The organism is Streptomyces sp. NPDC005820 (genome assembly GCF_040630255.1).
GTDB lineage: Bacteria > Actinomycetota > Actinomycetes > Streptomycetales > Streptomycetaceae > Streptomyces.
Genome location: NZ_JBEXXE010000001.1, coordinates 359983 through 383229, shown reverse-complemented (window position 1 = coordinate 383229; position 23247 = coordinate 359983). Strand labels below are relative to the sequence as shown.

Sequence of the window (23247 nt, the reverse complement as noted above, 5' to 3'; positions counted from 1 at the left end):
ACCGGCCTGTGAGCCGTACACCCCCCTCGAAGATCCAGCGTGAAGACCCAGAAGGTGTCGAACCATGACAGTCGCCATCGACCGCGCGACCGGCAAGCGCCGCGGTGACCGTGAGCCAGGGCCCGGCCTGGGCGGGCGCCTGAAGCGGGGCTACCACAAGCACTGGTACGCCTACGCCATGATCGCCCCGGTGGCGGTCGTCCTCGGCGTCCTCGTGCTCTACCCCCTGGTGTACGGCCTCTACCTCACCCTCACCGACGCCAACAGCCTCAACACCGCACGCACGATCGGCGTCAACCACATCGACGCCACGTACAAGTTCATCGGCCTCGACAACTACGCCGACATCCTCTGGGGCCCCACGGCGTACGACCGCTTCTGGTCGCACTTCATCTGGACCATCGTATGGACGGCCGCCTGTGTCGCCCTGCACTACACCCTCGGCCTCGGCCTCGCGCTGCTGCTCAACCAGAAGCTGCGCGGCCGCACCCTGTACCGGCTGATCCTGGTGCTGCCCTGGGCGGTGCCCACCTTCGTCACGGTGTTCGGCTGGCGCTTCATGCTCGCCGACGGCGGCATCATCAACTCCGCCCTCGACGCCCTCCACCTGCCGTCGCCCTCCTGGCTGGAGGACACCTTCTGGCAGCGGTTCGCCGCGATCATGGTCAACACCTGGTGCGGTGTGCCGTTCATGATGGTCTCCCTGCTCGGCGGCCTCCAGTCGATCGACGCCTCCCTCTACGAGGCGGCCGAGATGGACGGCGCGAGCGCCTGGCAGCGGTTCCGGTACGTCACCGTCCCCGGCCTGCGGACCGTCAGCTCCACCGTCGTCCTGCTCGGCATCATCTGGACCTTCAACCAGTTCGCCGTGATCTTCCTGCTGTTCGGCAACACCGCCCCCGACGCGCAGATCCTCGTCACCTGGGCCTACTACCTCGGCTTCGGACAGCAGCCGCGCGACTTCGCCCAGTCCGCCGCCTACGGCATCCTGCTGCTGGCGATCCTGATCGTCTTCACCTCCTTCTACCGCCGCTGGCTGGGCCGCAACGAGCAGCAGCTCGCGATCTGAGGCAGGAGCTCTCATGAGTACGACCACTGCGCAGACCTCCGCCCCGGCGAGCGAGGAGAACCCCGTGAAGGCACCGACGGCACCGCGCCGGGTCCGCCGCCGCGGCGAGACGGGCCTCGCCGCCTCCCTCGCCTCCCACGGCATCCTGACCGTCGCGAGCCTGATCGCGCTGTTCCCGATCCTCTGGCTGGTCTATCTGTCCCTCGGCCCGGACAAGGACGACTATCTCCACCCGGGCGGCATCTGGGACAAGATGACGTTCGACAACTACACGTTCGTCCTCGAACACACCAAGTTCTTCGACTGGCTGAAGAGCTCGCTGATCGTCACCCTCGGCACCACGGCCATCGGCGTGCTCATCGCCGCCACCACCGGCTACGCCGTCTCCCGGATGCGCTTCCCCGGCTACAAGAAGTTCATGTGGGTGCTGCTGGTCACCCAGATGTTCCCGGTCGCCGTCCTGATGGTCCCGATGTACCAGATCCTCTCGGACCTCAAGCTCATCGACAACTACTTCGGCCTGGTCCTCGTCTACTGCACGACGGTCATCCCGTACAGCGCGTGGCTGCTCAAGGGGTACTTCGACACCATCCCCTTCGAGATCGACGAGGCGGGACGCGTCGACGGACTCACCCCGTTCGGCACCTTCTTCCGGCTGATCCTGCCGCTCGCCAAGCCCGGCCTCGCGGTGGCCGCGTTCTACAACTTCCTCACCGCCTTCAGCGAGGTCGCCTTCGCCTCGACGTTCATGCTCAGCGACGACAAGTACACCCTGGCCGTCGGCCTGCAGTCCTTCGTCAGCGAGCACGACGCCCAGCGCAACCTCATGGCCGCCACCGCGGTGCTGATCGCCCTGCCCGCCGCCGCGTTCTTCTACCTCGTGCAGAAGAACCTGGTCACCGGTCTCACGGCGGGCGGCACGAAGGGCTGACCGCCGGTTGAGCCGCGAGGGGCCGTCGTTCGTCCGCGGCTCCGTCGTGGCCGGTCGCGCCCACGCGGCGGAGCCGCATATCGATAGAGCCCCGCGCCCCTTCGAGGGCGCGGTTGGCGGCCGTGGTCACCATCCGACCCCGCTGTGACCGCGGCCGCCTCGTCCCCCCGCCGAATCCACCTCTGCCCGATGACTCTGTTACGTATAGGACGCCATGAGCCAGCAGCACTCCGCAGCCCAGGCCCCCACCCCCACCTCCGCAGCGGCCGTCGCCACCGTCGGGCCACGCCGTGACTGGTGGCGGGACGCGGTGATCTACCAGGTGTACCCGCGCAGCTTCGCCGACAGCAACGGCGACGGCATGGGCGACCTGGAAGGCGTACGCTCCCGCCTCCCGTATCTGCGCGACCTCGGCGTGGACGCCGTGTGGCTCAGCCCCTTCTACGCCTCCCCGCAGGCCGACGCCGGCTACGACGTCGCCGACTACCGTGCCGTCGACCCGATGTTCGGCAACCTGCTCGACGCCGACGCCCTGATCCGCGACGCCCGCGAGCTGGGCCTGCGCATCATCGTCGACCTGGTCCCCAACCACTCCTCAGACCAGCACGAGTGGTTCAAGCGGGCGGTCGCGGAGGGGCCGGGTTCCCCCCTCCGCGACCGCTACCACTTCCGCCCCGGCAAGGGGAAGAGCGGCGAACTCCCGCCCAACGACTGGGAGTCCATCTTCGGCGGTCCCGCCTGGACCCGGGTCACCGAGCCGGACGGCACGCCCGGCGAGTGGTACCTCCACCTCTTCGCGCCCGAGCAGCCCGACTTCAACTGGGAACACCCCGCGGTCGGCGACGAGTTCCGCTCGATCCTGCGCTTCTGGCTGGACATGGGCGTGGACGGCTTCCGCATCGACGTCGCCCACGGACTGGTGAAGGCCGCCGGTCTTCCCGACCTCGGCTCCCACGACCAGCTGAAACTGCTGGGCAACGATGTCATGCCGTTCTTCGACCAGGACGGCGTCCACGCCATCTACCGCCAGTGGCGGCTCATCCTCGACGAGTACTCGGGCGAGCGCATCTTCGTCGCCGAGGCCTGGACCCCCACCGTCGAGCGCACCGCGAACTACGTCCGCCCCGACGAGCTCCACCAGGCCTTCAACTTCCAGTACCTGTCGACGGAATGGGACGCGAAGGAACTCCGTACGGTCATCGACCGCACCCTGGAGGCGATGCGCCCGGTCGGCGCCCCGGCCACCTGGGTCCTCTCCAACCACGACGTGACCCGCCACGCCACCCGCTTCGCCAACCCGCCCGGCCTCGGCACCCAGATCCGCACCGCCGGCGACCGCGAGCTGGGCCTGCGCCGCGCCCGCGCCGCGACCCTCCTGATGCTGGCCCTGCCCGGCTCGGCCTACGTCTACCAGGGCGAGGAACTCGGCCTGCCCGACGTCGTCGACCTCCCCGACGAGGTCCGCCAGGACCCGGCCTACTTCCGCGGCGCCGGCCAGGACGGCTTCCGCGACGGCTGCCGGGTGCCGATCCCGTGGACGCGCGAGGGGACGTCGTACGGCTTCGGCACGGGCGGCAGCTGGCTGCCCCAGCCGGCCGAGTGGGCGGAACTGAGCGTCGAGGCCCAGCAGGGCGTGGCCGGCTCCACCCTGGAGCTCTACCGCCGCGCCCTGCACCTGCGCCGCACCCAGCCCGACCTGGGCGCCGGCGACGCGGTGGAGTGGCTGAAGGCCCCGGAGGGCGTCCTAGCCTTCCGCCGCGGCGACTTCGTGTGCGTGGCGAACACCTCCACCGAGTCGGTCCGCGTCCCGTCGTACGGCCGTGTCCTCCTCACCAGCGGCGAGGTGGCCGAGACGGACGCCGGGACGAAGATCCCCGCCGACACGACCGCGTGGTGGTGGACCACGGCCTGACCTGCCGTCAAGGACCCTGCCGCTTCTTCGGGAGTGGTGGGGTCCTTTGTCTTCCACCTCGGTGCCTTCGGCCCCGAGTATGTGGACCTCTTGATCGATGTGCGACGAACGAGGGCCTGTGCTCACCTGTAAAGAGGTGAGCGAATCAGACTCCTCCGTGGATGTGGTCCGGATGAACATCCGAAGGGTTTTGGCTACGTGGACTCCGGTGATGATGGCTGCGACAGTCGGTCTCGGCGTTCCGGTGAGCGCACCGGCAACGGCCGCTACCGGTTCATTTCCCGAGGAGGGGGCGTACGCCACGCAGGGTGACAGCACCATCATCTCGGACGATGGAGAGCTACAGGTTTCCTGGATAGCCAGTCAGGTGTTCCCGTGGGAAGGCGGAATACCGACCCGCTGGCAGGTCGACGTGATCTATGCCAACACGTCGGACAACGTTCTCTACTTGACCTGCGAAGGCTGGGACACCAGCAACGTCAGAGAGACCATATTCAGGGACGGGAAGAACATCGGCCACGTCGAGGCGGAGCATGACCTCTGCAGCGACCACCCGGACTGGAATGCCAACCTCAGCCCGCAGCACCGACTCCTCCTTTCATGGGCCGTGTTCCACAACGTCCCATGGAAGGGTGACGAGGTTTCACTGCAGTGGGGCGACTACGGGACGTCCAAGCCCCTGGACCCGTTCGGTCACTGAGGACCTCATGCCCGAGATCCCGGATGTCGACGGATTCTGCGGGGGCTGGTTACCGCCAGCAGAAGCGGGGCGAGCATGGACTCACGGACGACGATTTCCACAACTGGCTTTCCCCGGCGGAAACCCGAGGCCGTCGCGCCCCAGTGAGAAAGGAGCCGGAAACGACTCGGTGTCGTCCCCGTATGCCGATGCCGAGCCTGCCGGACGAGGGGCCGTCGGGTGGGTGTGCGAGCGGCCCCCGGTCGGTACGCGCAGCTCAGCCCATACCGTTTTTCCGGGGGTGGCCGGGCGAGGAGTGACGCCCCAGTCGTCCGCGAGGGAGGCGACGAGGAGCAGGCCACGGCCGGGCTCGGATGTGAAGTCGGAGATCGGGGGAGTGGACGGAGGCAGCTTCTCGGCTCGGGTGTCGGTCACCTCGATGCGGAAGGTGTCCTCGACCAGGCTGAGTTGGACGTGGAAGTCCCGGCCGGGGATGTGCCCGTGGCGTACGGCGTTCGCGGTGAGCTCGGCCGTGATGAGGGTGAGGGTCTCGTTGATCGGGGTCGTGTATGGGTGGCCCCAGTCGTCCAGGCGGTGCGAGACCAGTCGGCGGGCGAGGCGGGCGCCGCGTGGGGTCGAGGTGAAGCGCATGGCGAACTCGCGTTCGGGTGCCGGGTGCTGTGGCATATGCCCGTTCGGGGGAGTTGCTGACTTCATACGGTCAACGGTCGCGGACTCTGCGTAGCGTTGAACAGGAGCGACGTGCTGACGGGTGCGGGCTGTACACGTGGGCGGCGCGGTTGTACGTGGTGTCGGCGTGACCGGATCCAGGGCCGTGCGTTGGGCGGGCGGAGTCCGGTGGCCGTGAGGGTCGTACGGGAGGAGTTGCGGCGTGGACGACGAGGTTCAGCAGCCGGAGTATGAGGTCGGGACAGGCATGTTGTGCCTGTTCGGGCGGCAGCTGAAGCTGTTCCGGGAGCGGGCGGGGATGGACCGCGCCAAGCTCGGTTCGAGGACCGGGTACTCGGCCTCGACGATCGCGTCGTTCGAGCAGGCGAGGCGCATTCCGCCGCCGAAGTTCATCGACCGGGCGGATCAGGTGCTCGGGGCTGGTGGGGTGCTGAGCGCCAGCAAGGAGGAGATGGCTCGGGCTCAGTATCCGGCGTTCTTTCGGGATGCGGCCAAGTTGGAGGCCGAGGCAGTTGTACTGCACGTGTTCGCCACCCAGGCAGTGCCAGGACTGCTGCAGACGCCGGAGTATGGGCGGGCGGTCTTCGCCATGTGGCTCCCGCAGTTGGATGAAGAGGTCATCGAGCAGCGGTTGGCAGCTCGACTGGCACGCCAGGGGATCTTCGATCGGCGACCCGCTCCGCATCTGAGCTTTGTGATCGAGGAGGCCGTACTTCTGCGTCCGCTCGGTGGTGCGGCGGTATGGCGAGGACAGTTGGAACAGCTCCTGCTCATCAAGGAGAGGCGGAACGTGGAGATCCAGGTGATGCCGCTCTCCCGACAGGAACATGCGGGATTGGCTGGTCCGTTCACCTTGATGGAGATGAAGGACGGGCGCAGGATCGCCTACGCGGAGGTACAAGGCGACAGCCGCGTGCACACGGAGCGCCAGAGGGTCCGGGAGCTTGAACGCACGTACGGGACTCTGCGCGCCCAGGCCCACACTCCGGCAGAATCACATGCGTTGATCGAGAAGCTGTTGGGAGAGAGATGAGCGGGGATAAGGCCAAGCTCGGCCTGGACGGACTGGCCTGGTTCAAGAGCAGTTACAGCGCTGGCAACGGTGGCGAATGCGTAGAGGTCGCCGTCCGCCCCGGCATGGTCCACGTCCGCGACTCAAAGGACACAACCCGTACCGCACTGGCCGTACAACCCACGGCCTGGACTGCGTTCGTCCAAGGCGCGGCACTCTGACAGGAACAGGGCCCTCGGCAGGCGTCTGCTTGCCCAGGGCCCCGCGCATGTCCGCCTCCGCAGTACGTTCAGCAGCCCCCCGCCTCATGGCTCACCTGTGACGCTGCCAGACGGTGACGGGTCCTGGGGCTTGGCGAAGGGGCCCCTCAGCGTGCCATCCGCGTCAGCCGACGCTGCCGTACTGCACGGGGAAGTCCGGGGGCCAGGGCTGAGAGAAGTCGAACAGAGACGGGTCCTCGAACTCGCGGTCCGCCTCGCGCCATGAGGGGCTGCCGGAGACGACGAAGCTGTCACCGTCCGGTTCGATCATCCAGGTGAAGCCCGCATCCTCCGCGGGGAGGTCGTGGCGCTCTTTCAGCACCGCGAACTCCGCCTCCGACGCCGGGCGGATGTGGATCCCCTTCTGGTAGATGGGCTTGAGCAGCATGAGCTCCACATGCCCGAAGTACACCTCGATGCGGGTGTCCGTGTTGTCGACGGCCGTGGCGTCGCTGCGCAGCAGCAGCTGCCGGTGCGACGCCTCGAAGCCGACCACCCGGAACAGACGTCCCTCCCGCACGAAATCCGGCATTCCCTGTCCTCTTCCTGTCCTCGACCAGAACAGCGCCCTGAGGCGTCAATCCACAACTTCTTGCACTTCTTTCACGCCACCCCCTGCCCTTCTCGGCCATCACACCCTTAACATCGCGCCACCGCAAGGTTTCTGAAAGATTTCAGCAAGAACCTTCAATGGAGAAGGAACCCCCACATGGTCAGCAGCAGAACCCTTTCGGGCGCCGTCGCCCTCGCCGCCGGGGCGGCCCTCATGGCCCCCGCGACCGCCGCCCACGCCACCCCGCCCGGCACCAAGGACGTCACCGCCGTCCTCTTCGAGTGGAACTTCGCCTCGGTGGCGAAGGAGTGCACCAACACCCTCGGCCCGGCGGGCTACGGATACGTCCAGGTCTCCCCGCCCGCCGAGCACATACAGGGCTCGCAGTGGTGGACGTCGTACCAGCCGGTCAGCTACAAGATCGCGGGGCGCCTCGGTGACCGCGCCGCGTTCCAGAACATGGTCAGCACCTGCCACGCGGCCGGGGTCAAGGTCGTCGTCGACACCGTCATCAACCACATGTCGGCCGGCAGCGGCACCGGCACCGGCGGCTCCTCGTACACGAAGTACGACTACCCGGGCCTGTACTCCTCGTACGACTTCGACGACTGCACCTCCCCGGTGACCAACTACCAGGACCGCTGGAACGTCCAGCACTGCGAGCTGGTCAACCTCGCCGACCTGGACACTGGCGAGGAGTACGTCCGCAAGACCATCGCCGGCTACATGAACGACCTCCTCACCCTCGGCGTCGACGGCTTCCGCATCGACGCGGCCAAGCACATCGACACCGCCGACCTGGCGAACATCAAGTCCCGGCTGACGAACCCGAGCGCGTACTGGAAGCAGGAGGTGATCTACGGCTCCGGCGAGGCCGTGCAGCCGACCGAGTACACCGGCAACGGCGATGTGCAGGAGTTCCGTTACGCCTACGACCTCAAGCGGGTCTTCAACAACGAGAACCTCGCCTACCTGAAGAACTACGGAGAGGGCTGGGGATACCTGAGCAACTCCGTCGCCGGTGTCTTCGTCGACAACCACGACACCGAGCGCAACGGCTCGACCCTCAACTACAAGGACGGCGCGAACTACACCCTCGCCAACGTCTTCATGCTGGCGTACCCGTACGGCGCCCCGGACATCAACTCCGGCTACGAGTGGTCCGACACGGACGCGGGCCCGCCCAACGGCGGTACGGTCAAAGCCTGTTGGCAGGACGGCTGGAAGTGCCAGCACGCCTGGCCGGAGATCCTCCGCATGGTCGCCTTCCGCAACGCCACCCGCGGCGAGGCAGTCTCCAACTGGTGGGACAACGGGGGCGACGCGATCGCCTTCGGGCGCGGCAGCAAGGGCTATGTCGCCATCAATCACGAGAGCGGCTCCCTGACTCGGACCTACCAGACCTCCCTGGCCGCGGGGACGTACTGCAACATCCAGAACAACACCACGGTGACGGTGAATGGGAGTGGCCAGTTCACGGCCACCCTCGGCGCCAACACCGCCCTCGCGATCTACACGGGCAAGACGAGCTGCTGACCCTCTTGACGCTTGCATGACACCGCCCTACGTTCCGCCACTAGGAATGGGAGCGCTCCCACGCTAGGGCGGATCATGCTGCGCAGACTCAGGAGCAGACTCAGGACATGGACAGCGGCCTCGGTGGCGGCCCTGCTGACGGCCGTCGGCGTCACCGCCGTAGGTACCCCGAACGCCTACGCCGCCACCTCGGCCACCATCGACGGCTCGACCACGTACCAGCCCATCGACGGCTTCGGCATCTCCGAGCACTTCGGGAGGGCCGCCATCATGAACGGCTCGCAGGGCTTGTCGGGCCCACATCAGAAGGAGATCCTGGATCTCCTCTTCCACCGCAGCACCGGCGCCGGCCTCAGCATCCTGCGCCTCGGCATCGACTCCGGCATCCAGCCCACCGACCCCGGCGGCCCGAACGCCACGCCCCGCTATGTCTGGGACGGCTACGACAAGGGCCAGGTGTGGCTGGCCAAGGAGGCCAAGGCCTACGGGGTGAACCGGTTCTACGCCGACGCCTGGACCGCCCCCGGCTATATGAAGACCAACGGGACGGACGCGGGCGGCGGCACGCTGTGCGGTCTTTCCGGCGCCACCTGCGCGAGCGGCGACTGGCGGCGGGCGTACGCGAACTTCCTCGTCCAGTACGCCCGGTTCTACGCCCAGGAGGGCATCGGCGTCACCGACCTCGGCTTCACCAACGAGCCCGACTGGACGGCGACGTACGACTCCATGCGGCTCACCCCGGCGCAGGCGGTCGAGTTCACGAAGGTGGTGGGCCCGATCGCGAACGCGGCCGGATACAAGGTCGCCTGCTGCGACTCCTTCGGCTGGACCCAGCAGAAGGCCTACACGAGCGCCATCGAGGCCGACGCGACGGCCCGGGGATACGTCAGCACCCACACCGGCCACACCTACGCCAGCGCGGTCGACGGCCCCCTGCCGACCGCGCAACGCACCTGGATGTCGGAGTGGTCCCCCAACGGCACCGCCTGGAACGAGAACTGGGACGACGGCAGCGGCTACGACGGCCTCACCGTCGCCACCGCCGTGCACGACGCCCTTACCAAGGGCGGCACCAGCGGCTACGTCTACTGGTACGGCGCCTCCACGGGCGCCACCCGGGGCCTGATCCAGATGGACGGCGACAGCTATCACGTCTCCAAGCGGCTCTGGGCGCTCGCCGCGTACAGCCGCCACATCCGCCCCGGCGCCGTCCGGATCGGCGCCACCACCCCCGACGCGAACCTCAGGCTCTCGGCCTTCCGCAACGCCGACGGCACGCTGACGGTCGTGGTCCTCAACACGGGCACCGCCGCCCAGCAAGTGTCGTACGGCCTGCGCAACACCGGGATCACCACCGGCACCGCGACCCCGTATCTCACCGACAGCGCGAACAGCATGGCTCGGCAGCCCGCCGTCGCGGTGAGCGGGGGCTCGCTGACCGCCACGGTCCCGGCCCGCTCCTTGGTGACGTACACCCTCAACCGATAGGAGTAGCGATGCGTGTGCGACGACGTCTGGGTCTCTTACTCGGCGGGCTCGCCCTGCTGATCGGGGCTGCCGCGGCCCCGTCCTCCGCGGCGGCGACCGCCCTGCCCGGCAGCTTCACCTGGTCCTCCAGCGGCCCGCTGATCACCGCCAAGTCGGACGCCACCCATACGATCGCGGCGGTCAAGGACCCGTCGGTGGTGTACTCGGGCGGCAAGTGGCACGTCTTCGCCTCCACCGCGAGCGGCGCGGGCGGCTACAGCATGGTGTACCTCAGCTTCACCGACTGGTCGCAGGCCGCGAACGCCACGCACTACTACCTGGACCGTACGGCCATCGGCACCGGCTACAAGGCGGCCCCGCAGGTCTTCTACTTCGCTCCGCAGAAGCTCTGGTACCTCGTCTACCAGACCGGCGACAACGCGGCCTACTCGACGACCGCCGACATCGCCAACCCGGCCTCCTGGACCGCCCCGAAGAAGTTCTACGCGGAGGGAATGCCGCAGATCATCAAGGACAACATCGGCAGCGGGTACTGGGTCGACTTCTGGACCATCTGCGACGCCGCCACCTGCTATCTCTTCTCCTCCGACGACAACGGCCACCTCTACCGCTCCCAGACCACCCTGGCCGCCTTCCCGAACGGCTTCACCAACACGGTGATGGTGGTGTCCGACAGCAACAAGTACCGCCTGTGGGAGGCGAGCAACGTCTACAAGCTCGCCGGTACGAACACCTACCTGATGCTGGTGGAGGCGATCGGCGGCAACGGCAGGCGTTACTTCCGCTCCTGGACCTCCACCTCCCTGACCGGCGCCTGGACCCCGCTCGCCGACACGGAGAGCAACCCCTTCGCCCGGTCCACCAACGTCACGTTCACCGGCACCGCCTGGAGCCAGGACATCAGTCACGGCGAGATGATCCGCGCCGGCAGCGACCAGACCCTCACCGTCAACCCCTGCCGGCTCCAGTACCTCTACCAAGGCCTGGACCCGGCCGCCACGGGCCCGTACAACACCCTCCCGTGGCGGCTGGGTCTGCTCACCCAGACCAACTCGACCTGCTGAGCCCTACTTCCAGGTGTCGCTCGTGGTGTATCCGGACGAACTGCCCGTCGTGTACGAGCGGTTCGTCCCGGACTCCCAGGTGACCGTCCCCGACGCGTCCTTCTTGAGGAACTTGTACTCGAAGGCCGTGCTCTTCGGGACGATCACCGTCCTGCTCCACGTCGGGTACGACGCCGAGGACAGCGGGATCGCGTCGGCGGTGTTCCAGGAGCCGAGCGAGGCGAGCGAGCCCACGACGTAGACGTTGGTGCCCCAGGTCGTCGTCGCGTTGACGTTGAAGGTGACGTCGGTGGCGCTCGCGGTGGCCACGTTCCAGGAGCTGTTGACCGTGATCGCCGAAGTCGTGGTCGTCGCCGTCCGGTTGGCGTTGGACTCCCAGGTCACGTTGCCGGAGGAGTCCTTCTTGATGTACTTGAACTCGAACGACGTGTTGATCGGCACGCTCACCTCGCCCGACCAGACCGGATAGCCGGAGGAGGACAGGGCGATCGCCTTGGAGGTGTCCCAGCTGCCGAGGGCCGCGATCGAGCCGACGACGTAGACGTTCGTGCCGGTGGCCGTCGACGCGTACTCGTTGAAGGTGGCGCTCACCGTCGACGTGGAGCCGCCGCCGTCGCCGCCCGGGTCCTCGCAGCCGACGGTGCAGGTGTAGGAGCCGTCGTAGAAGGCGATCGCGCTCTTCGCCGGGATGGTGAGGGAGGCGCTGCCGCCCGAGACGGTGACCGTGCTCGCGCCGCCGTCGATCACGTTCTTGTACGTGCCGTCGGCCATGCCGGTCGTGAAGGTGTAAGTGGCGCTGCTGGAACCGTTGTTGAGCGCGAAGAAGCCCGCACCGCTGCGGCCGAGGCCGATCACGCTCGACGACTTGGTCTGCCAGTTCGACACGGCGGCCGTGTCGGTCGCGTTGTGCCAGGCCACCATGCCGACGACCGCGCTGTCCCGGTCGAGGCAGTACCAGGAGCCGTTCGCGCAGTCGGTGGCGGTGACGAAACCGGCGGAGTTCGGCGGGGCCTGGTCGCTCTGCGTCCACTCCCAGCTCGCGTACACGGTCGGCGTGGACCACTTGTAGGCGAGCTGGAAGAGGTTGGCGAGCTTGTAGGAGTCGCCGTCCTTGTAGCTCATGTGCAGACCGTTGCGCTCGGTGTCGTGGTTGGTCACGAAGGACACCGAATTGGCGGCCGGGAGGATGCCGGAGGACGACAGGGACTCCAGGTCGCTGACATTGCCCTGGAACGCCGACTTCAGTTTGCTCGCGTAGGTGAAGTCCAGGACGTCACCGGAGGCGTAGTAGTCCGCCGGCTGCGGGGTCGAGCCGGGGTAGATCTCCTGGAAGACGTACGGCGTCGACCCCGAGGTCGTGGCGGTCAGCTTGGCCTCGATCGCCGCGAGGTCGGCCTCGGGGATGTGCTTGGCCGCGTCCACCCGGAAGCCGTCCACCCCGAGCGCGAGCTGCTTGTTGAGGAAGGCGGCGATGCCGGAGCGGACGCTGTCGTTCTCCGTCTCCAGGTCGGGCAGGCCGAGCAGTTCGCAGTTCTGGACCTCGGAGAGGTTCGACCAGTCGTCGATGATCAGGTCGGAGTCGTTGCAGTCGTCGGACTGGTGGTAGTCGCCCGGGTCCCAGTCCGGGGTGTCGTACTTGTTGGTGAGCGTGGTGCCGTTGTAGCCGGTGCCGGTCTGGGCGGCGGTGTGGTTGATCACCGCGTCCGTGTAGACCTTGACTCCGGCGTCGTGGCAGGCGGTCACCATCGACGCGAACTTCGCCGCCGTACCGAAGCGGCTGTTCAGGTTGTAGGAGTACGGCTGGTAGACGTCCCACCAGTAGTACGAGGACTGCTTGAGGGACTCGGCGGGCGGGGCGACCTGGACGGCGCCGTAGCCGGCCGGGCCGAGGACGTCGGTGCACTCGTCGGCGATGGAGTCCCAGTTCCATTCCCACAGGTTGGCGATGACATCGCCCTGGGCGGTGGTGTCCGCGTGGGCGGCGGTGGCCGGCAGCGCGACGGCTCCGGCGAGGGCCAGGGTGGCGGCGGCAGCGGCGGCGGCGGCGCGCCTGAGGACACCCGGGGGGTGGTGTCTGGTGGTCATGTGCGGCTCCGGAAAGGGGTTTCGTGTTTCAACAACCCGTGAGGGTGGGGCAGTTACGAAGGGCCCGTCAAGGCTCCGGTGAAAGTTCTTGCTGTTAATTGCAAGACTCTTGCTGTAAACCTTTCGGCAGCGATACGGTCGCGCGGGGTCGGACCCAAGACACCGCCGTCGCTAGGAGTTCACACCGGTGATACAAGTCAGACGGGTCGCGGCCGTCGCCGTCGTGGCCCTCGCCGCCGCGCTCGTGCAGCCGCTCGCCGCCCACGCGGACAGCCCGCCCCCGCCGCCCTCCGACGCGAAGCTCGCCGCCGAGCCCGCCCGGCACGACGACACCCGCGAGCAGTTCTACTTCGTCATGCCGGACCGTTTCGCCAACGGGGACACCGCCAACGACAAGGGCGGTCTGACCGGTTCACGCCTGACCACCGGCTACGACCCCACCGACAAGGGCTTCTACCAGGGCGGCGACCTCAAGGGTCTGACCCGGCGCCTCGACTACATCAAGGGCCTCGGCACCACCGCCATCTGGATGGCCCCGATCTTCAAGAACCGTCCCGTGCAGGGCACGGGCAGCAACGCCTCCGCCGGCTACCACGGTTACTGGATCACCGACTTCACCCAGGTCGACCCGCACTTCGGCACCAACAAGGACCTCGAGACCCTCATCGCCAAGGCGCACGCCAAGGGCATGAAGGTGTTCTTCGACGTCATCACCAACCACACCGCCGACGTCGTCGACTACGAGGAGAAGTCCTACGGCTACCTCTCCAAGGGCGCCTTCCCCTATCTGACGAAGGACGGCGAGCCCTTCGACGACGCCGACTACGCGGCCGCCGGGAAGAAGTTCCCCGCCGTCGACGCCGACTCCTTCCCGCGCACCCCGAAGGTCACCTCGAACTCCAAGGTGCCGTCCTGGCTCAACGACCCGACGATGTACCACAACCGGGGCGACTCCACCTACGCCGGCGAGTCCACGACCTACGGCGACTTCTCCGGCCTCGACGACCTGTGGACCGAGCGCCCCGAGGTCGTCAGCGGCATGGAGAAGATCTACCGGCGCTGGGTGCGGGACTTCGACATCGACGGCTTCCGGATCGACACCGTGAAGCACGTCGACATGGAGTTCTGGACGCAGTGGGCGACGGCGCTCGACGCGTACGCGGCCAAGCAGGGCCGCAAGGACTTCTTCATGTTCGGCGAGGTCTACTCCGCCGACACGTCGATCACCTCCCCGTACGTCACCCAGGGCCGCCTCGACGCCACCCTCGACTTCCCCTTCCAGGAGGCGGCCCGCCAGTACGCCTCCCAGGGCGGCAGCGCGCAGAAACTCGCGGGCGTCTTCGCCGACGACTACAGGTACACGACCGACAAGGCCAACGCGTACGAGCAGGTCACCTTCCTCGGCAACCACGACATGGGCCGCATCGGCTACTTCCTGAACCAGGACAACCCGAAGGCCACCGACGCCGAACTGCTCGAGAAGGACCGGCTCGCCAACGAGCTGATGTTCCTCAGCCGTGGCAACCCGGTCGTCTACTACGGCGACGAGCAGGGCTTCACCGGCTCCGGCGGCGACAAGGACGCCCGCCAGACGATGTTCGCCTCCAAGGTCGCCGACTACCTCGACGACGACGAGATCGGCACCGACCGCACCCACGCGAGCGACGCCTACGACACGAGCGCGCCCCTGTACCGGCGGATCGCGGCCCTCGCGAAGCTCCGCAAGGCGAACCCGGCGCTCACCGACGGCGTCCAGACCGAGCGGTACGCGGCCGAGGGCGCGGGCGTCTACGCCTTCTCGCGCACCGGGTCGGGCGTCGAGTACGTCGTCGCCTTCAACAACGCGGACACCGCGCGGACCGCGACCTTCGCGACCGGTTCCGAGACCATGGCCTTCCACGGGATCTACGGCACCGAGAGCACGGTCACCTCCGGCGCCGACAAGAAGATCACCGTCACCGTCCCGGCCGGTTCGGCGATCGTCCTCAAGGCCGCCGGGAAGCTCGCCCGGCCCGCGACCAAGCCGACGATCACCCTCGAGGCCCCCGCCGCCGGCGCCACCGGCACCGTCGAGCTCAGCGCCGATGTGGACGGCGGTCAGCTCAACCGGGTCGTCTTCGCCGCCCAGACCGGCAACGGGAAGTGGCGGACCCTCGGCTCCGCCGACCACGCCCCCTACAAGGTCACCCAGACCCTCGGCAAGGACGTCCCGGCCGGAACCGCCCTGCGTTACAAGGCGGTGGTCGTCGACTCCGCCGGCCGGACCGCGTCCGCGACCGCCGGGTCCAGCACCGGCACCCCGCCCGCCGAGGAGACCCCCACCGCCTCCTCCCGCGACTACGCGATCGTCCACTACAAGCGCACCGACGGCGACTACGCCGACTGGGGCCTGTACGCCTGGGGCGACCTCGCCGACGGCGAGGCGACGAACTGGCCGGACAGCCACCCCTTCACCGGCCGCGACGCGTACGGCGCCTTCGCCTACGTCAAGCTGAAGCCCGGCGCCTCGAACGTCGGCTTCCTCGTCATCGACAAGGACGGCACCAAGGACGTCTCCACCGACCGCACGATCGACGTCACCAGGGCCGGCGAGGTCTGGATCGAGCAGGGCAAGGACACCGTCCTCACGGAGAGGCCCGACTACCCGGCCCAGGACGGGACGAAGGCGGTTCTGCACTACCACCGCGCCGACGGCGACTACGACGGCTGGGGCCTGCACGTCTGGACGGGCGCCGCCGACCCCACCGAGTGGTCCAACCCGCTGAAGCCGGTGAACACCGACGCCTACGGGGCGGTCTACGAGGTGCCGCTCACCGACGGGGCCACCAGCCTCAGCTACATCCTCCACAAGGGCGACGAGAAGGATCTGCCCGCCGACCAGTCCCTCGACCTCACGGCGAACGGGCACGAGGTGTGGCTGCTGGGCGGCCAGGAGAAGTATCTGCTCCCGCAGCCGGCCGGGTCCGCCGCCGCGCTCGACCTGACCACCTCCAAGGCGGTCTGGATCGACCGGAACACCCTCGCCTGGAACGGCTCCGACGCCGCCGCCTCCACCCAGCTCCGGTACTCCCACGACGGCTCGATCACCGTCGACAAGGGCGCGCTGACCAGCGACGACGAGCGCTGGCTACGGCTGACGAAGACCACGCTCACCGATGCCCAGAAGGCGAGGTTCCCGCATCTGAAGGACTACACCGCCTGGTCCGTCGACCCGCGCGACCGCGACCGGGTGCGCGAGGCGCTCAGCGGGCAGCTCGTCGCCTCCCAGCGGGCGGTCAACGGCGCGGTCCTCACGGCGACCGGCGTCCAGATCGCCGGAGTGCTCGACGACCTGTACCCCGCGGCGACGAAGGCGAAGCTGGGCCCCGCCTTCCACGACGGCCGCCCCACCCTGGCCGTCTGGGCGCCGACCGCGCAGAAGGTGTTCCTGGAACTCGACGGCTCCCTCGTGAAGATGAGGCGTGACGGCGACACCGGCGTCTGGTCCGTCACCGGCCCCACGTCCTGGAAGGGCAAGGCCTACCGCTACGTCGTGAAGGTCTGGGCGCCGAGCGTCCGCAAGGTCGTCACCAACAAGGTCACCGACCCCTACTCGGTCGCCCTGACGGCGAACTCCGAGCGCAGCCTGGTCGTCGACCTCGACGACAAGTCCCTGGCGCCGGGCGGCTGGTCCTCGTACACCAAGCCCGAGGCGGTGCCGTTGAAGGACGCCGAGATCCAGGAGCTGCACATCCGGGACTTCTCCGTCGCGGACCCGACCGTGCCGGTGAAGGACCGGGGCACCTACCTCGCCTTCACCGACGGGAACAGCGACGGCTCGAAGCATCTGCGCGCCCTGGCGAAGTCGGGCACGTCGTACGTCCACCTGCTGCCCGCCTTCGACATCGCCACCATCCCCGAGAAGAAGGCCGACCAGGCCACCCCCGACTGCGACCTCGCCTCCTACGCGGCCGACTCCGAGCAGCAGCAGGACTGCGTGACGAGGACCGCCGCGAAGGACGCCTACAACTGGGGCTACGACCCGTACCACTACACGGTCCCCGAGGGCTCGTACGCCACCGATCCGGACGGCACCGCCCGCACGGTCCAGTTCCGGAAGATGGTCAAGTCCCTGAACGAGGACGGCCTCGGGGTCGTCATGGACGTCGTCTACAACCACACCGCGGCGAGCGGTCAGGCCGACACCTCCGTCCTGGACCGGATCGTCCCCGGCTACTACCAGCGCCTGCTCGCCGACGGGTCGGTGGCCAACAGCACCTGCTGCGCCAACACCGCGACCGAGAACGCCATGATGGGCAAGCTGGTCGTGGACTCGATCGTCACCTGGGCCAAGGAGTACAAGGTCGACGGCTTCCGCTTCGACCTCATGGGCCACCACCCGAAGGCCAACATCCTGGCCGTCCGCAAGGCGCTCGACGCGCTGACCCCCGCCAAGGACGGCGTGGACGGCAAGAAGATCATCCTGTACGGCGAGGGCTGGAACTTCGGCGAGGTCGCCGACGACGCCCGGTTCGTGCAGGCCACGCAGAAGAACATGGCCGGCACCGGCATCGCGACCTTCTCCGACCGGGCGCGGGACGCCGTACGCGGCGGCGGGCCCTTCGACTCCGACCCCGGCGTCCAGGGCTTCGCGTCCGGCCTGTACACCGACCCCAACTCCGCCACGGCCAACGGGACGACGGCCGAGCAGAAGGCCCGCCTCCTGCACTACCAGGACCTGATCAAGGTCGGACTGTCGGGCAACCTCGCCGCCTACCGGTTCACCGACACCGACGGCAAGGAGGTCACCGGCGCCGAGGTCGACTACAACGGGCAGCCCGCCGGATACGCGGACGCACCCGGAGACGCCCTCGCCTACGCCGACGCGCACGACAACGAGTCCCTGTTCGACGCCCTCGCCTACAAGCTGCCGTCGTCGACGAGCGCCGCCGACCGGGCCAGGATGCAGGTCCTCGCGATGGCCACGGCCGCCCTCTCGCAGGGCCCCTCGCTCTCCCAGGCCGGCTCCGACCTGCTGCGCTCCAAGTCCCTGGACCGCAACTCCTACGACAGCGGCGACTGGTTCAACGCGATCCACTGGAACTGCGCCGACGGCAACGGCTTCGGCCGCGGGCTGCCCCCGGCCGCCGACAACGCCGCCAAGTGGCCCTACGCCAAGCCCCTGTTGACGAGCGTCGCGGTGGGCTGCCCGCAGATCACCGGCGCCTCCGCCGCGTACCAGGACCTGCTGAGGATCCGTACGACGGAGAAGGCGTTCTCGCTCGGCACGGCCGCGCGGGTCCAGTCGGCGCTGTCCTTCCCGCTGTCCGGCACCGACGAGACGCCCGGGGTCATCACCATGGAGCTGGGCGACCTGGTCGTCGTCTTCAACGCGACGCCGGACGCGCAGCAGCAGCGGATCGTTTCTCTCGCCGGGAAGGGCTACCGACTGCACCCGGTGCAGGCGGCGGGGGCGGACTCTACCGTCAAGACCGCGTCCTACGTGCGGGAATCGGGCACGTTCGCCGTTCCGGGTCGTACTGTCGCGGTATTCTCCCGGGTCTCCTGATACAGGACTAGCTTGGTGGGGCGGTCCCGGTGCGGGGCTGCCCCACCACGTCGTTTCCTAGAGGGCCGGGAGTCTCACGGTGCCCGCCGATCCGCTGCAGACGCAGTCCGCCGTCCGGGCCGCCCTGCGCGGGGCGCGGCGCAGGGGCGACGCGGAGGTGCGGGCGCGACGGCTGACGCTCCTCGCTGAGGCCACGGTCGCCGTACAGACCGCGCGCTGCCCGGGTGAGCTGGCCGAGGCCGCCGCAGAAGGCGCCGCGAGGCTGGCCGGGGCTCCGGCGGTGGTCTTCGTGATCGGCCCGGACGGCGGACTGCACCGGGGCACCTCCCTCGACCGCGGCACCCTCGGACTGCCCGACCCGGCCGCGCACGAGACGGTGGCCCGGCTGGTCTCCCGGCTCGCGGGGGCGCACGGCGGGCCACGGGGCGTGGTCGTGCCCGCGACGGTGTGGCCGGCCGGGTTCTTCCGGCCCGGCCGGCGGGAGGCGGCCCGGCTGGTGCCGGCCGTGACCCCGGGCCGTCGCACCCCCGTCTGCGTGGCGGTCCCGGCCGCCGCCCCCGTCGTCGACGGAATGCTCTCCCGCCTCGCCCAGGTCACCGCGCTGGCCGCCGAGCCGCTGCTGATGTACCAGGTCGAACGGCATGTCGCGCTCACCCTCCAGCACAGCTTCCTGCCCCGCCCCGACCGGCCGCCCCGGCTGCCCGGCGTGGACCTGGTGGTGCGGTACGTGCCCGCGTCCCGGGAGACCGAGATCGGCGGCGACTTCTACGCGGCCGTGTCCACCGGCGGCCGGGTGCTCACCGCCGTCGGGGACGTCGTCGGGCACTCCCTGGAGGCCGCCACGGTGATGGTCGAGATCCGGCACGCGCTGCGCGCCTACTGCGTCGAGGACCCCGACCCGGCGGTGCTGGCCGCCCGCCTCGACCGGATGCTCCAGCACTACCACCCCGACGTCACCGCGACCGTGTGCCTGGCCCTGCTGGAGCCCGCGACCGGACGGCTGCGGGTGGCCAACGCCGGGCACCTCCCCCCGCTGGTCGTCTCCGGCGCCGGCACCGCCGGCTACGTCGACGTGGACGGCCCCCTCCTCGGCCTCGGCCTGGAACGCCCGGCCCCCACCGAGCTGACACTGCGCCCCGACGACCGGCTCCTCATGGTCACCGACGGCCTGATCGAGACCCGCGGCACCGACCTCGGCGTCAGCCTGGAACACCTCCGCACCGCCGCCGCGGCCGCCCCACCGGGCCTGGACCCCCTCTGCGACCTGCTGCTCGGCCGCTTCGCCCACGATCAGGACGACGACATCGCCATGCTGGCACTGCGGCTAGGGTGACGTGACGTCGTCGCCCTGGAACAGGAGTGCTCATGCCGAACATCACCGTCGACCACTCGGCCTCGATCCAATTCGACCGGGCCGCCTTCGCTCAGGCCCTGCACGCCTCGGTGGTGGAGATCGCGGCCGCCAAGCCGGAGGCCTGCAAGACCCTGTTCCGCGAGGCCGACGTGACCGCGTACGGCTACGAGGACCCGAGCGAGGGGGGCCATGCGATCGTCCACGTCACCCTCGGCCTGCTCGCCGGCCGCACCGAGGAGACCAAGGCCAAGCTGACCGAGGCCGTCCTGGAGCTGCTGCGCGAGCATGTCGAGGACGGCGGGTGGTTCGTGCTGCACGCCTCCGCCGAGGTCCGCGACCTGGACCCGTCGTACCGCAAGTTCGAGCGGGAGTAGCGGCCGCTACGACGCCAGCGCGATGAGCCGGGCCGCCAGGTTCCCGAACGGGCCCTCGGCCGGCTCGCCGGCCAGCATGGGGTGCAGCAGGGTGCGCATCTCGTCGTCGTAGGCCGCGCTGACGGCGGTGAGCGCGGCGAAGTCGTGCACGAGCTGCACCTCCAGCTCCCCGCGCGGGATGCGCCGCCCGTCCAGCCAGATCAGCGCGGTCGACTCGGCGAGCGAGATCCAGGAGCGGACCACCAGCTCCAGGCGGGCCGGTGGGTCCGTGATGCCCAGATGGGACAGGATCTGCTCGTAGGCGGCCTGGCGCACGGAGTCGATCAGGGCGTTGGTCGTGGACGAGCCGACGGCCGGGCCGCCGCGCATCAGGGCGGAGAAACCCGGGCCGTGCTCGTCCACGAAGTCGAAGTAACGACGCATCACCCGCAGCAGGCGCGAGCCGAGCGGACCGTCGTGGGCCTCGACGAAACGGGAGGCGAGATCCTCCGAGGCCCGCTTCAACGCGGCCTCGTACAGGCTGAGTTTGCCGGGGAAGTAGTGGTAGACGAGGGGGCGCGAGATACCGGCGGCGGCCGCTATCTCGTCGATGGAGACCTCGTCGGGCGAGCGCTGGGCGAACAGGTCGAGGGCGACGCCGATCAACTGCTGCCGACGCTCCTCGACTCCCATTCTTCGACGAACCCCGGTAGTCATGCGCACACCTTACCGATCAGATCCGGCCTCGAACGGATCTGATCGGCCGCGGGTGTTCACATATCGAGCACCAGCCGCTCACCCCGTGCCCGGGACACACAGATCAGCAGCGAGTCCACGCGCTCGGCGTCCGTGAGCAGTTCGTCCCGGTGGTCCACCTCGCCCTCCAGCACCCGCTGCCGGCAGGTTCCGCAGAACCCCTGCTCGCAGGAGTAGAGCGTGCCGGGGAACTCGGCGCGTACGGCGGCGAGCACGGAGGAGTCGGCGGCCACGGTCAACGTCCGGCCGCTGCGCCGCAGTTCGACCTCGAAGGCGGCGCCGCTCACCGTCTGCGGCGCGAACCGCTCGACCCGTACCGACGGCACCCGCTCGGCCACGGCCGCCATCAGCCCCTCCGGGCCGCAGCAGTGGACCACGGTCCCGGCCGGCAGGTCCGCCAACTCCGCGTCCAGATCCGGCCGTCCCTCCACCACCGTCACCCGGTCACCGCCCAGCTTCTCGACCTCCGCCAGGAACGGCATCGACGCCCGCGACCGCCCGGCGTACACCAGCCGCCAGTCGGCGTCCTCGGGGAGCGCCCGCAGCATCGGCAGGAGCGGGGTGATGCCGATCCCGCCGGCGACGAAGACGTACGCCGGGGCCGCGATGAGCGGGAAGCGGTTCCGCGGGCCGCGCACCTCGACCTCCGTGCCCTGCGGAAGCCGCTCGTGCACCTCGCGCGACCCGCCCCGCCCGTCCGCGACGAGGCGTGTGGCGACGGTGTACGCGGAGCGGTCCGCCGGGTCCCCGCACAGCGAGTACTGCCGCACCAGCCCCGACGGCAGCACCAGATCGATGTGCGCCCCCGGCTCCCAGCGCGGCAGCTCCCGCCCTTCGAGGCGCAGCCGTACGACCCCCTCGGCGACCGTCTCCCGCGCGGCCACCCGCAGCCGCAGCGAGCGCGACCGGGGCCGCCCGGAGACCGGCTCCGCCAGCGCGGGCAACGGCCACAGCGGCGAGGCCTGGATCCGGCGCCGCATCGCCCGCCGCGCCAGCCAGGCCGTACCGGCGACCAGCGCGGCCTTGCGCAGAGCGTGTGCCATCAGGACGCCCTCCGCTCCGCGGCGAGCGCGGCCAGCGCGGCGGGGGAGGAGGCGAGATAGGCGACCGCCTGCTCGGTGGAGCCCTCCTGCGAGGGGTGGTAACTCCGGCTGAGATAGCGGGGGATGGACCGCAGCAGCGCGCCGGTGGCGGGCAGCGTGCCCCGTCTGCCACGGACGTGGAAGGCCCGGAAGCTCGCCTTCCCGCCGGTGAGTGTCGGGTCGTTCGCCATGAAGAAGCGGGCCCCGCGCTGCCAGAGGAAGACCAGGGCCACGAAGGCGGTGGCCCAGGTCCGCACCCTGCGGCGGTAGTCGCCGTCGAGATGCGTGAACAGGTCGAAGGCCACGGACCGGTGCTCGACCTCCTCGGCGCCGTGCCAGCGCAGCAGGTCCAGCATGGTCGGGTCGGCGCCCCGGCGGTCCAGTTCGTCCGCGTTGAGCACCCAGTCGCCGAGGAAGGCGGTGTAGTGCTCGATGGCCGCGATCAGCGCCACCCGCTCCTTCAGCCACCAGCGGCGGGGCCGGCCGGGCGGCAGGGTGCGGTCGCCGAGCAGCTTCTCGAACAGCCAGTCGACCTGCGCGGTGTACGGCGTCGGGTCGAGCCCCTGCTCCTTCAGATGGGGCAGCACCTCGTCATGGGCCTGGGAGTGCATCGCCTCCTGCCCGATGAACCCGATGACGTCCTCGCGCAGCCGCTCGTCCCGGATGTACGGCAGCACCTGCCGGTAGACGTGCACGAACCAGCGCTCGCCGGCCGGCAGCAGCAGATGCAGCACGTTGATGGTGTGCGTGGTGAAGGGATCTCCCGGCACCCAGTGCAGCGGGGTGTCCTCCCAGGAGAAGGACACCTTGCGGGCCTTGAGCGGCACCCGGGCCTGGTTACCCCGGTCCTTGTTAGACATGACGTCAATGTACTG

Annotated in this window: 16 protein-coding genes and 2 pseudogenes; 12 read left to right on the top strand and 6 right to left on the bottom strand. The window is 69.1% G+C overall.

The features are described from left to right. Positions 1-64: 64 nt before the first annotated feature. The 4 genes from ABZ464_RS01715 (at position 65) to ABZ464_RS01700 (ending at position 4612) form a co-directional block, all read left to right on the top strand. A complete protein-coding gene (locus tag ABZ464_RS01715) occupies positions 65-1069 on the top strand; it encodes a sugar ABC transporter permease (RefSeq protein WP_359269354.1) in 1005 nt (334 codons plus the stop codon). 13 nt (positions 1070-1082) lie between these two features. Then, complete coding sequence (locus ABZ464_RS01710) at positions 1083-2000, top strand: ABC transporter permease subunit (RefSeq protein WP_359269351.1); 918 nt, start codon at positions 1083-1085, stop codon at positions 1998-2000. 214 nt (positions 2001-2214) lie between these two features. Next, positions 2215-3912, top strand: coding sequence for a glycoside hydrolase family 13 protein (locus tag ABZ464_RS01705; RefSeq protein WP_359269348.1), 1698 nt, complete (start codon positions 2215-2217; stop codon positions 3910-3912). 136 nt (positions 3913-4048) lie between these two features. Next, on the top strand, positions 4049-4612 hold the full coding sequence (locus ABZ464_RS01700; RefSeq protein ID WP_359269345.1) for a hypothetical protein: 564 nt from the start codon (positions 4049-4051) through the stop codon (positions 4610-4612). A gap of 81 nt (positions 4613-4693) precedes the next feature. On the opposite strand, the gene ABZ464_RS01695 is transcribed toward ABZ464_RS01700, so the two are convergent. Further along, entirely contained in the window at positions 4694-5308 is a 615-nt protein-coding gene (locus ABZ464_RS01695) for an ATP-binding protein (protein ID WP_359269342.1), read from the bottom strand. A 175-nt stretch (positions 5309-5483) separates the two neighbouring features. On the opposite strand from ABZ464_RS01695, the gene ABZ464_RS01690 reads away from it, so the two are divergent. Both ABZ464_RS01690 and ABZ464_RS01685 read left to right on the top strand, forming a co-directional pair. Next, positions 5484-6314, top strand: coding sequence for a helix-turn-helix transcriptional regulator (locus ABZ464_RS01690; protein WP_359269339.1), 831 nt, complete (start codon positions 5484-5486; stop codon positions 6312-6314). Next, positions 6311-6514: a DUF397 domain-containing protein gene (locus tag ABZ464_RS01685; protein WP_359269336.1), complete on the top strand. Its 204-nt coding sequence runs from the start codon at positions 6311-6313 to the stop codon at positions 6512-6514. Before ABZ464_RS01690 ends, ABZ464_RS01685 begins: the two co-directional genes overlap by 4 nt. A gap of 163 nt (positions 6515-6677) precedes the next feature. On the opposite strand, the gene ABZ464_RS01680 is transcribed toward ABZ464_RS01685, so the two are convergent. Further along, entirely contained in the window at positions 6678-7085 is a 408-nt protein-coding gene (locus ABZ464_RS01680; protein WP_359269334.1) for a hypothetical protein, read from the bottom strand. Between the two features lie 177 nt (positions 7086-7262). On the opposite strand from ABZ464_RS01680, the gene ABZ464_RS01675 reads away from it, so the two are divergent. The 3 genes and pseudogenes from ABZ464_RS01675 to ABZ464_RS01665 all read left to right on the top strand — a co-directional run. Continuing rightward, the gene (locus ABZ464_RS01675) at positions 7263-8642 is read left to right on the top strand and encodes an alpha-amylase family protein (RefSeq protein WP_359269331.1); all 1380 of its coding nucleotides are present in this window, start codon (positions 7263-7265) and stop codon (positions 8640-8642) included. Between the two features lie 75 nt (positions 8643-8717). Continuing rightward, positions 8718-10130 (top strand): glycoside hydrolase family 30 beta sandwich domain-containing protein, encoded by a 1413-nt coding sequence (locus tag ABZ464_RS01670; RefSeq protein WP_359269328.1) that lies wholly within the window; start codon positions 8718-8720, stop codon positions 10128-10130. Positions 10131-10198: 68 nt separating this feature from the next. Next, a pseudogene (locus ABZ464_RS01665) lies at positions 10199-11194 on the top strand (non-reducing end alpha-L-arabinofuranosidase family hydrolase); the annotation flags it as partial. A gap of 3 nt (positions 11195-11197) precedes the next feature. On the opposite strand, the gene ABZ464_RS01660 reads toward ABZ464_RS01665, so the two are convergent. Then, the gene (locus ABZ464_RS01660) at positions 11198-13279 is read right to left on the bottom strand and encodes a carbohydrate-binding module family 20 domain-containing protein (RefSeq protein WP_359269326.1); all 2082 of its coding nucleotides are present in this window, start codon (positions 13277-13279) and stop codon (positions 11198-11200) included. Positions 13280-13466: 187 nt separating this feature from the next. Here ABZ464_RS01660 and pulA point away from each other — a divergent pair, with 187 nt between their 5' ends. The 3 genes and pseudogenes from pulA (at position 13467) to ABZ464_RS01645 (ending at position 20555) form a co-directional block, all read left to right on the top strand. Continuing rightward, positions 13467-18827: a pullulanase-type alpha-1,6-glucosidase gene (gene pulA, locus ABZ464_RS01655; protein ID WP_359269323.1), complete on the top strand. Its 5361-nt coding sequence runs from the start codon at positions 13467-13469 to the stop codon at positions 18825-18827. A gap of 73 nt (positions 18828-18900) precedes the next feature. Then, positions 18901-20160: pseudogene (locus tag ABZ464_RS01650) on the top strand (PP2C family protein-serine/threonine phosphatase); the annotation flags it as partial. 32 nt (positions 20161-20192) lie between these two features. Beyond that, positions 20193-20555 (top strand): isomerase, encoded by a 363-nt coding sequence (locus ABZ464_RS01645; protein WP_359269320.1) that lies wholly within the window; start codon positions 20193-20195, stop codon positions 20553-20555. 6 nt (positions 20556-20561) lie between these two features. On the opposite strand, the gene ABZ464_RS01640 is transcribed toward ABZ464_RS01645, so the two are convergent. The 3 genes from ABZ464_RS01640 to ABZ464_RS01630 are packed head-to-tail and all read right to left on the bottom strand — an operon-like array spanning position 20562 to position 23232. Further along, complete coding sequence (locus ABZ464_RS01640) at positions 20562-21251, bottom strand: TetR/AcrR family transcriptional regulator (protein ID WP_359269317.1); 690 nt, start codon at positions 21249-21251, stop codon at positions 20562-20564. A gap of 56 nt (positions 21252-21307) precedes the next feature. After that, positions 21308-22333 carry a PDR/VanB family oxidoreductase gene (locus tag ABZ464_RS01635; RefSeq protein ID WP_359269314.1) on the bottom strand — a complete coding sequence of 342 codons (1026 nt, stop codon included), beginning with the start codon at positions 22331-22333 and terminating at the stop codon, positions 21308-21310. Beyond that, a complete protein-coding gene (locus ABZ464_RS01630) occupies positions 22333-23232 on the bottom strand; it encodes a metal-dependent hydrolase (RefSeq protein WP_359269311.1) in 900 nt (299 codons plus the stop codon). The genes ABZ464_RS01635 and ABZ464_RS01630 overlap by 1 nt, the downstream gene beginning before the upstream one ends. Between the last annotated feature and the right edge of the window lie 15 nt (positions 23233-23247).

Coding starts and splice junctions, on each gene's coding strand:
- ABZ464_RS01670 (WP_359269328.1), top strand. CDS start 8,718: ATGCTGCGCAGACTCAGGAGCAGACTCAGGACATGGACAGCGGCCTCG.
- ABZ464_RS01675 (WP_359269331.1), top strand. CDS start 7,263: ATGGTCAGCAGCAGAACCCTTTCGGGCGCCGTCGCCCTCGCCGCCGGG.
- ABZ464_RS01695 (WP_359269342.1), bottom strand. CDS start 5,308: ATGAAGTCAGCAACTCCCCCGAACGGGCATATGCCACAGCACCCGGCA.
- ABZ464_RS01685 (WP_359269336.1), top strand. CDS start 6,311: ATGAGCGGGGATAAGGCCAAGCTCGGCCTGGACGGACTGGCCTGGTTC.
- ABZ464_RS01715 (WP_359269354.1), top strand. CDS start 65: ATGACAGTCGCCATCGACCGCGCGACCGGCAAGCGCCGCGGTGACCGT.
- ABZ464_RS01630 (WP_359269311.1), bottom strand. CDS start 23,232: ATGTCTAACAAGGACCGGGGTAACCAGGCCCGGGTGCCGCTCAAGGCC.
- ABZ464_RS01635 (WP_359269314.1), bottom strand. CDS start 22,333: ATGGCACACGCTCTGCGCAAGGCCGCGCTGGTCGCCGGTACGGCCTGG.
- ABZ464_RS01660 (WP_359269326.1), bottom strand. CDS start 13,279: ATGACCACCAGACACCACCCCCCGGGTGTCCTCAGGCGCGCCGCCGCC.
- ABZ464_RS01710 (WP_359269351.1), top strand. CDS start 1,083: ATGAGTACGACCACTGCGCAGACCTCCGCCCCGGCGAGCGAGGAGAAC.
- ABZ464_RS01645 (WP_359269320.1), top strand. CDS start 20,193: ATGCCGAACATCACCGTCGACCACTCGGCCTCGATCCAATTCGACCGG.
- ABZ464_RS01680 (WP_359269334.1), bottom strand. CDS start 7,085: ATGCCGGATTTCGTGCGGGAGGGACGTCTGTTCCGGGTGGTCGGCTTC.
- ABZ464_RS01705 (WP_359269348.1), top strand. CDS start 2,215: ATGAGCCAGCAGCACTCCGCAGCCCAGGCCCCCACCCCCACCTCCGCA.
- ABZ464_RS01640 (WP_359269317.1), bottom strand. CDS start 21,251: ATGACTACCGGGGTTCGTCGAAGAATGGGAGTCGAGGAGCGTCGGCAG.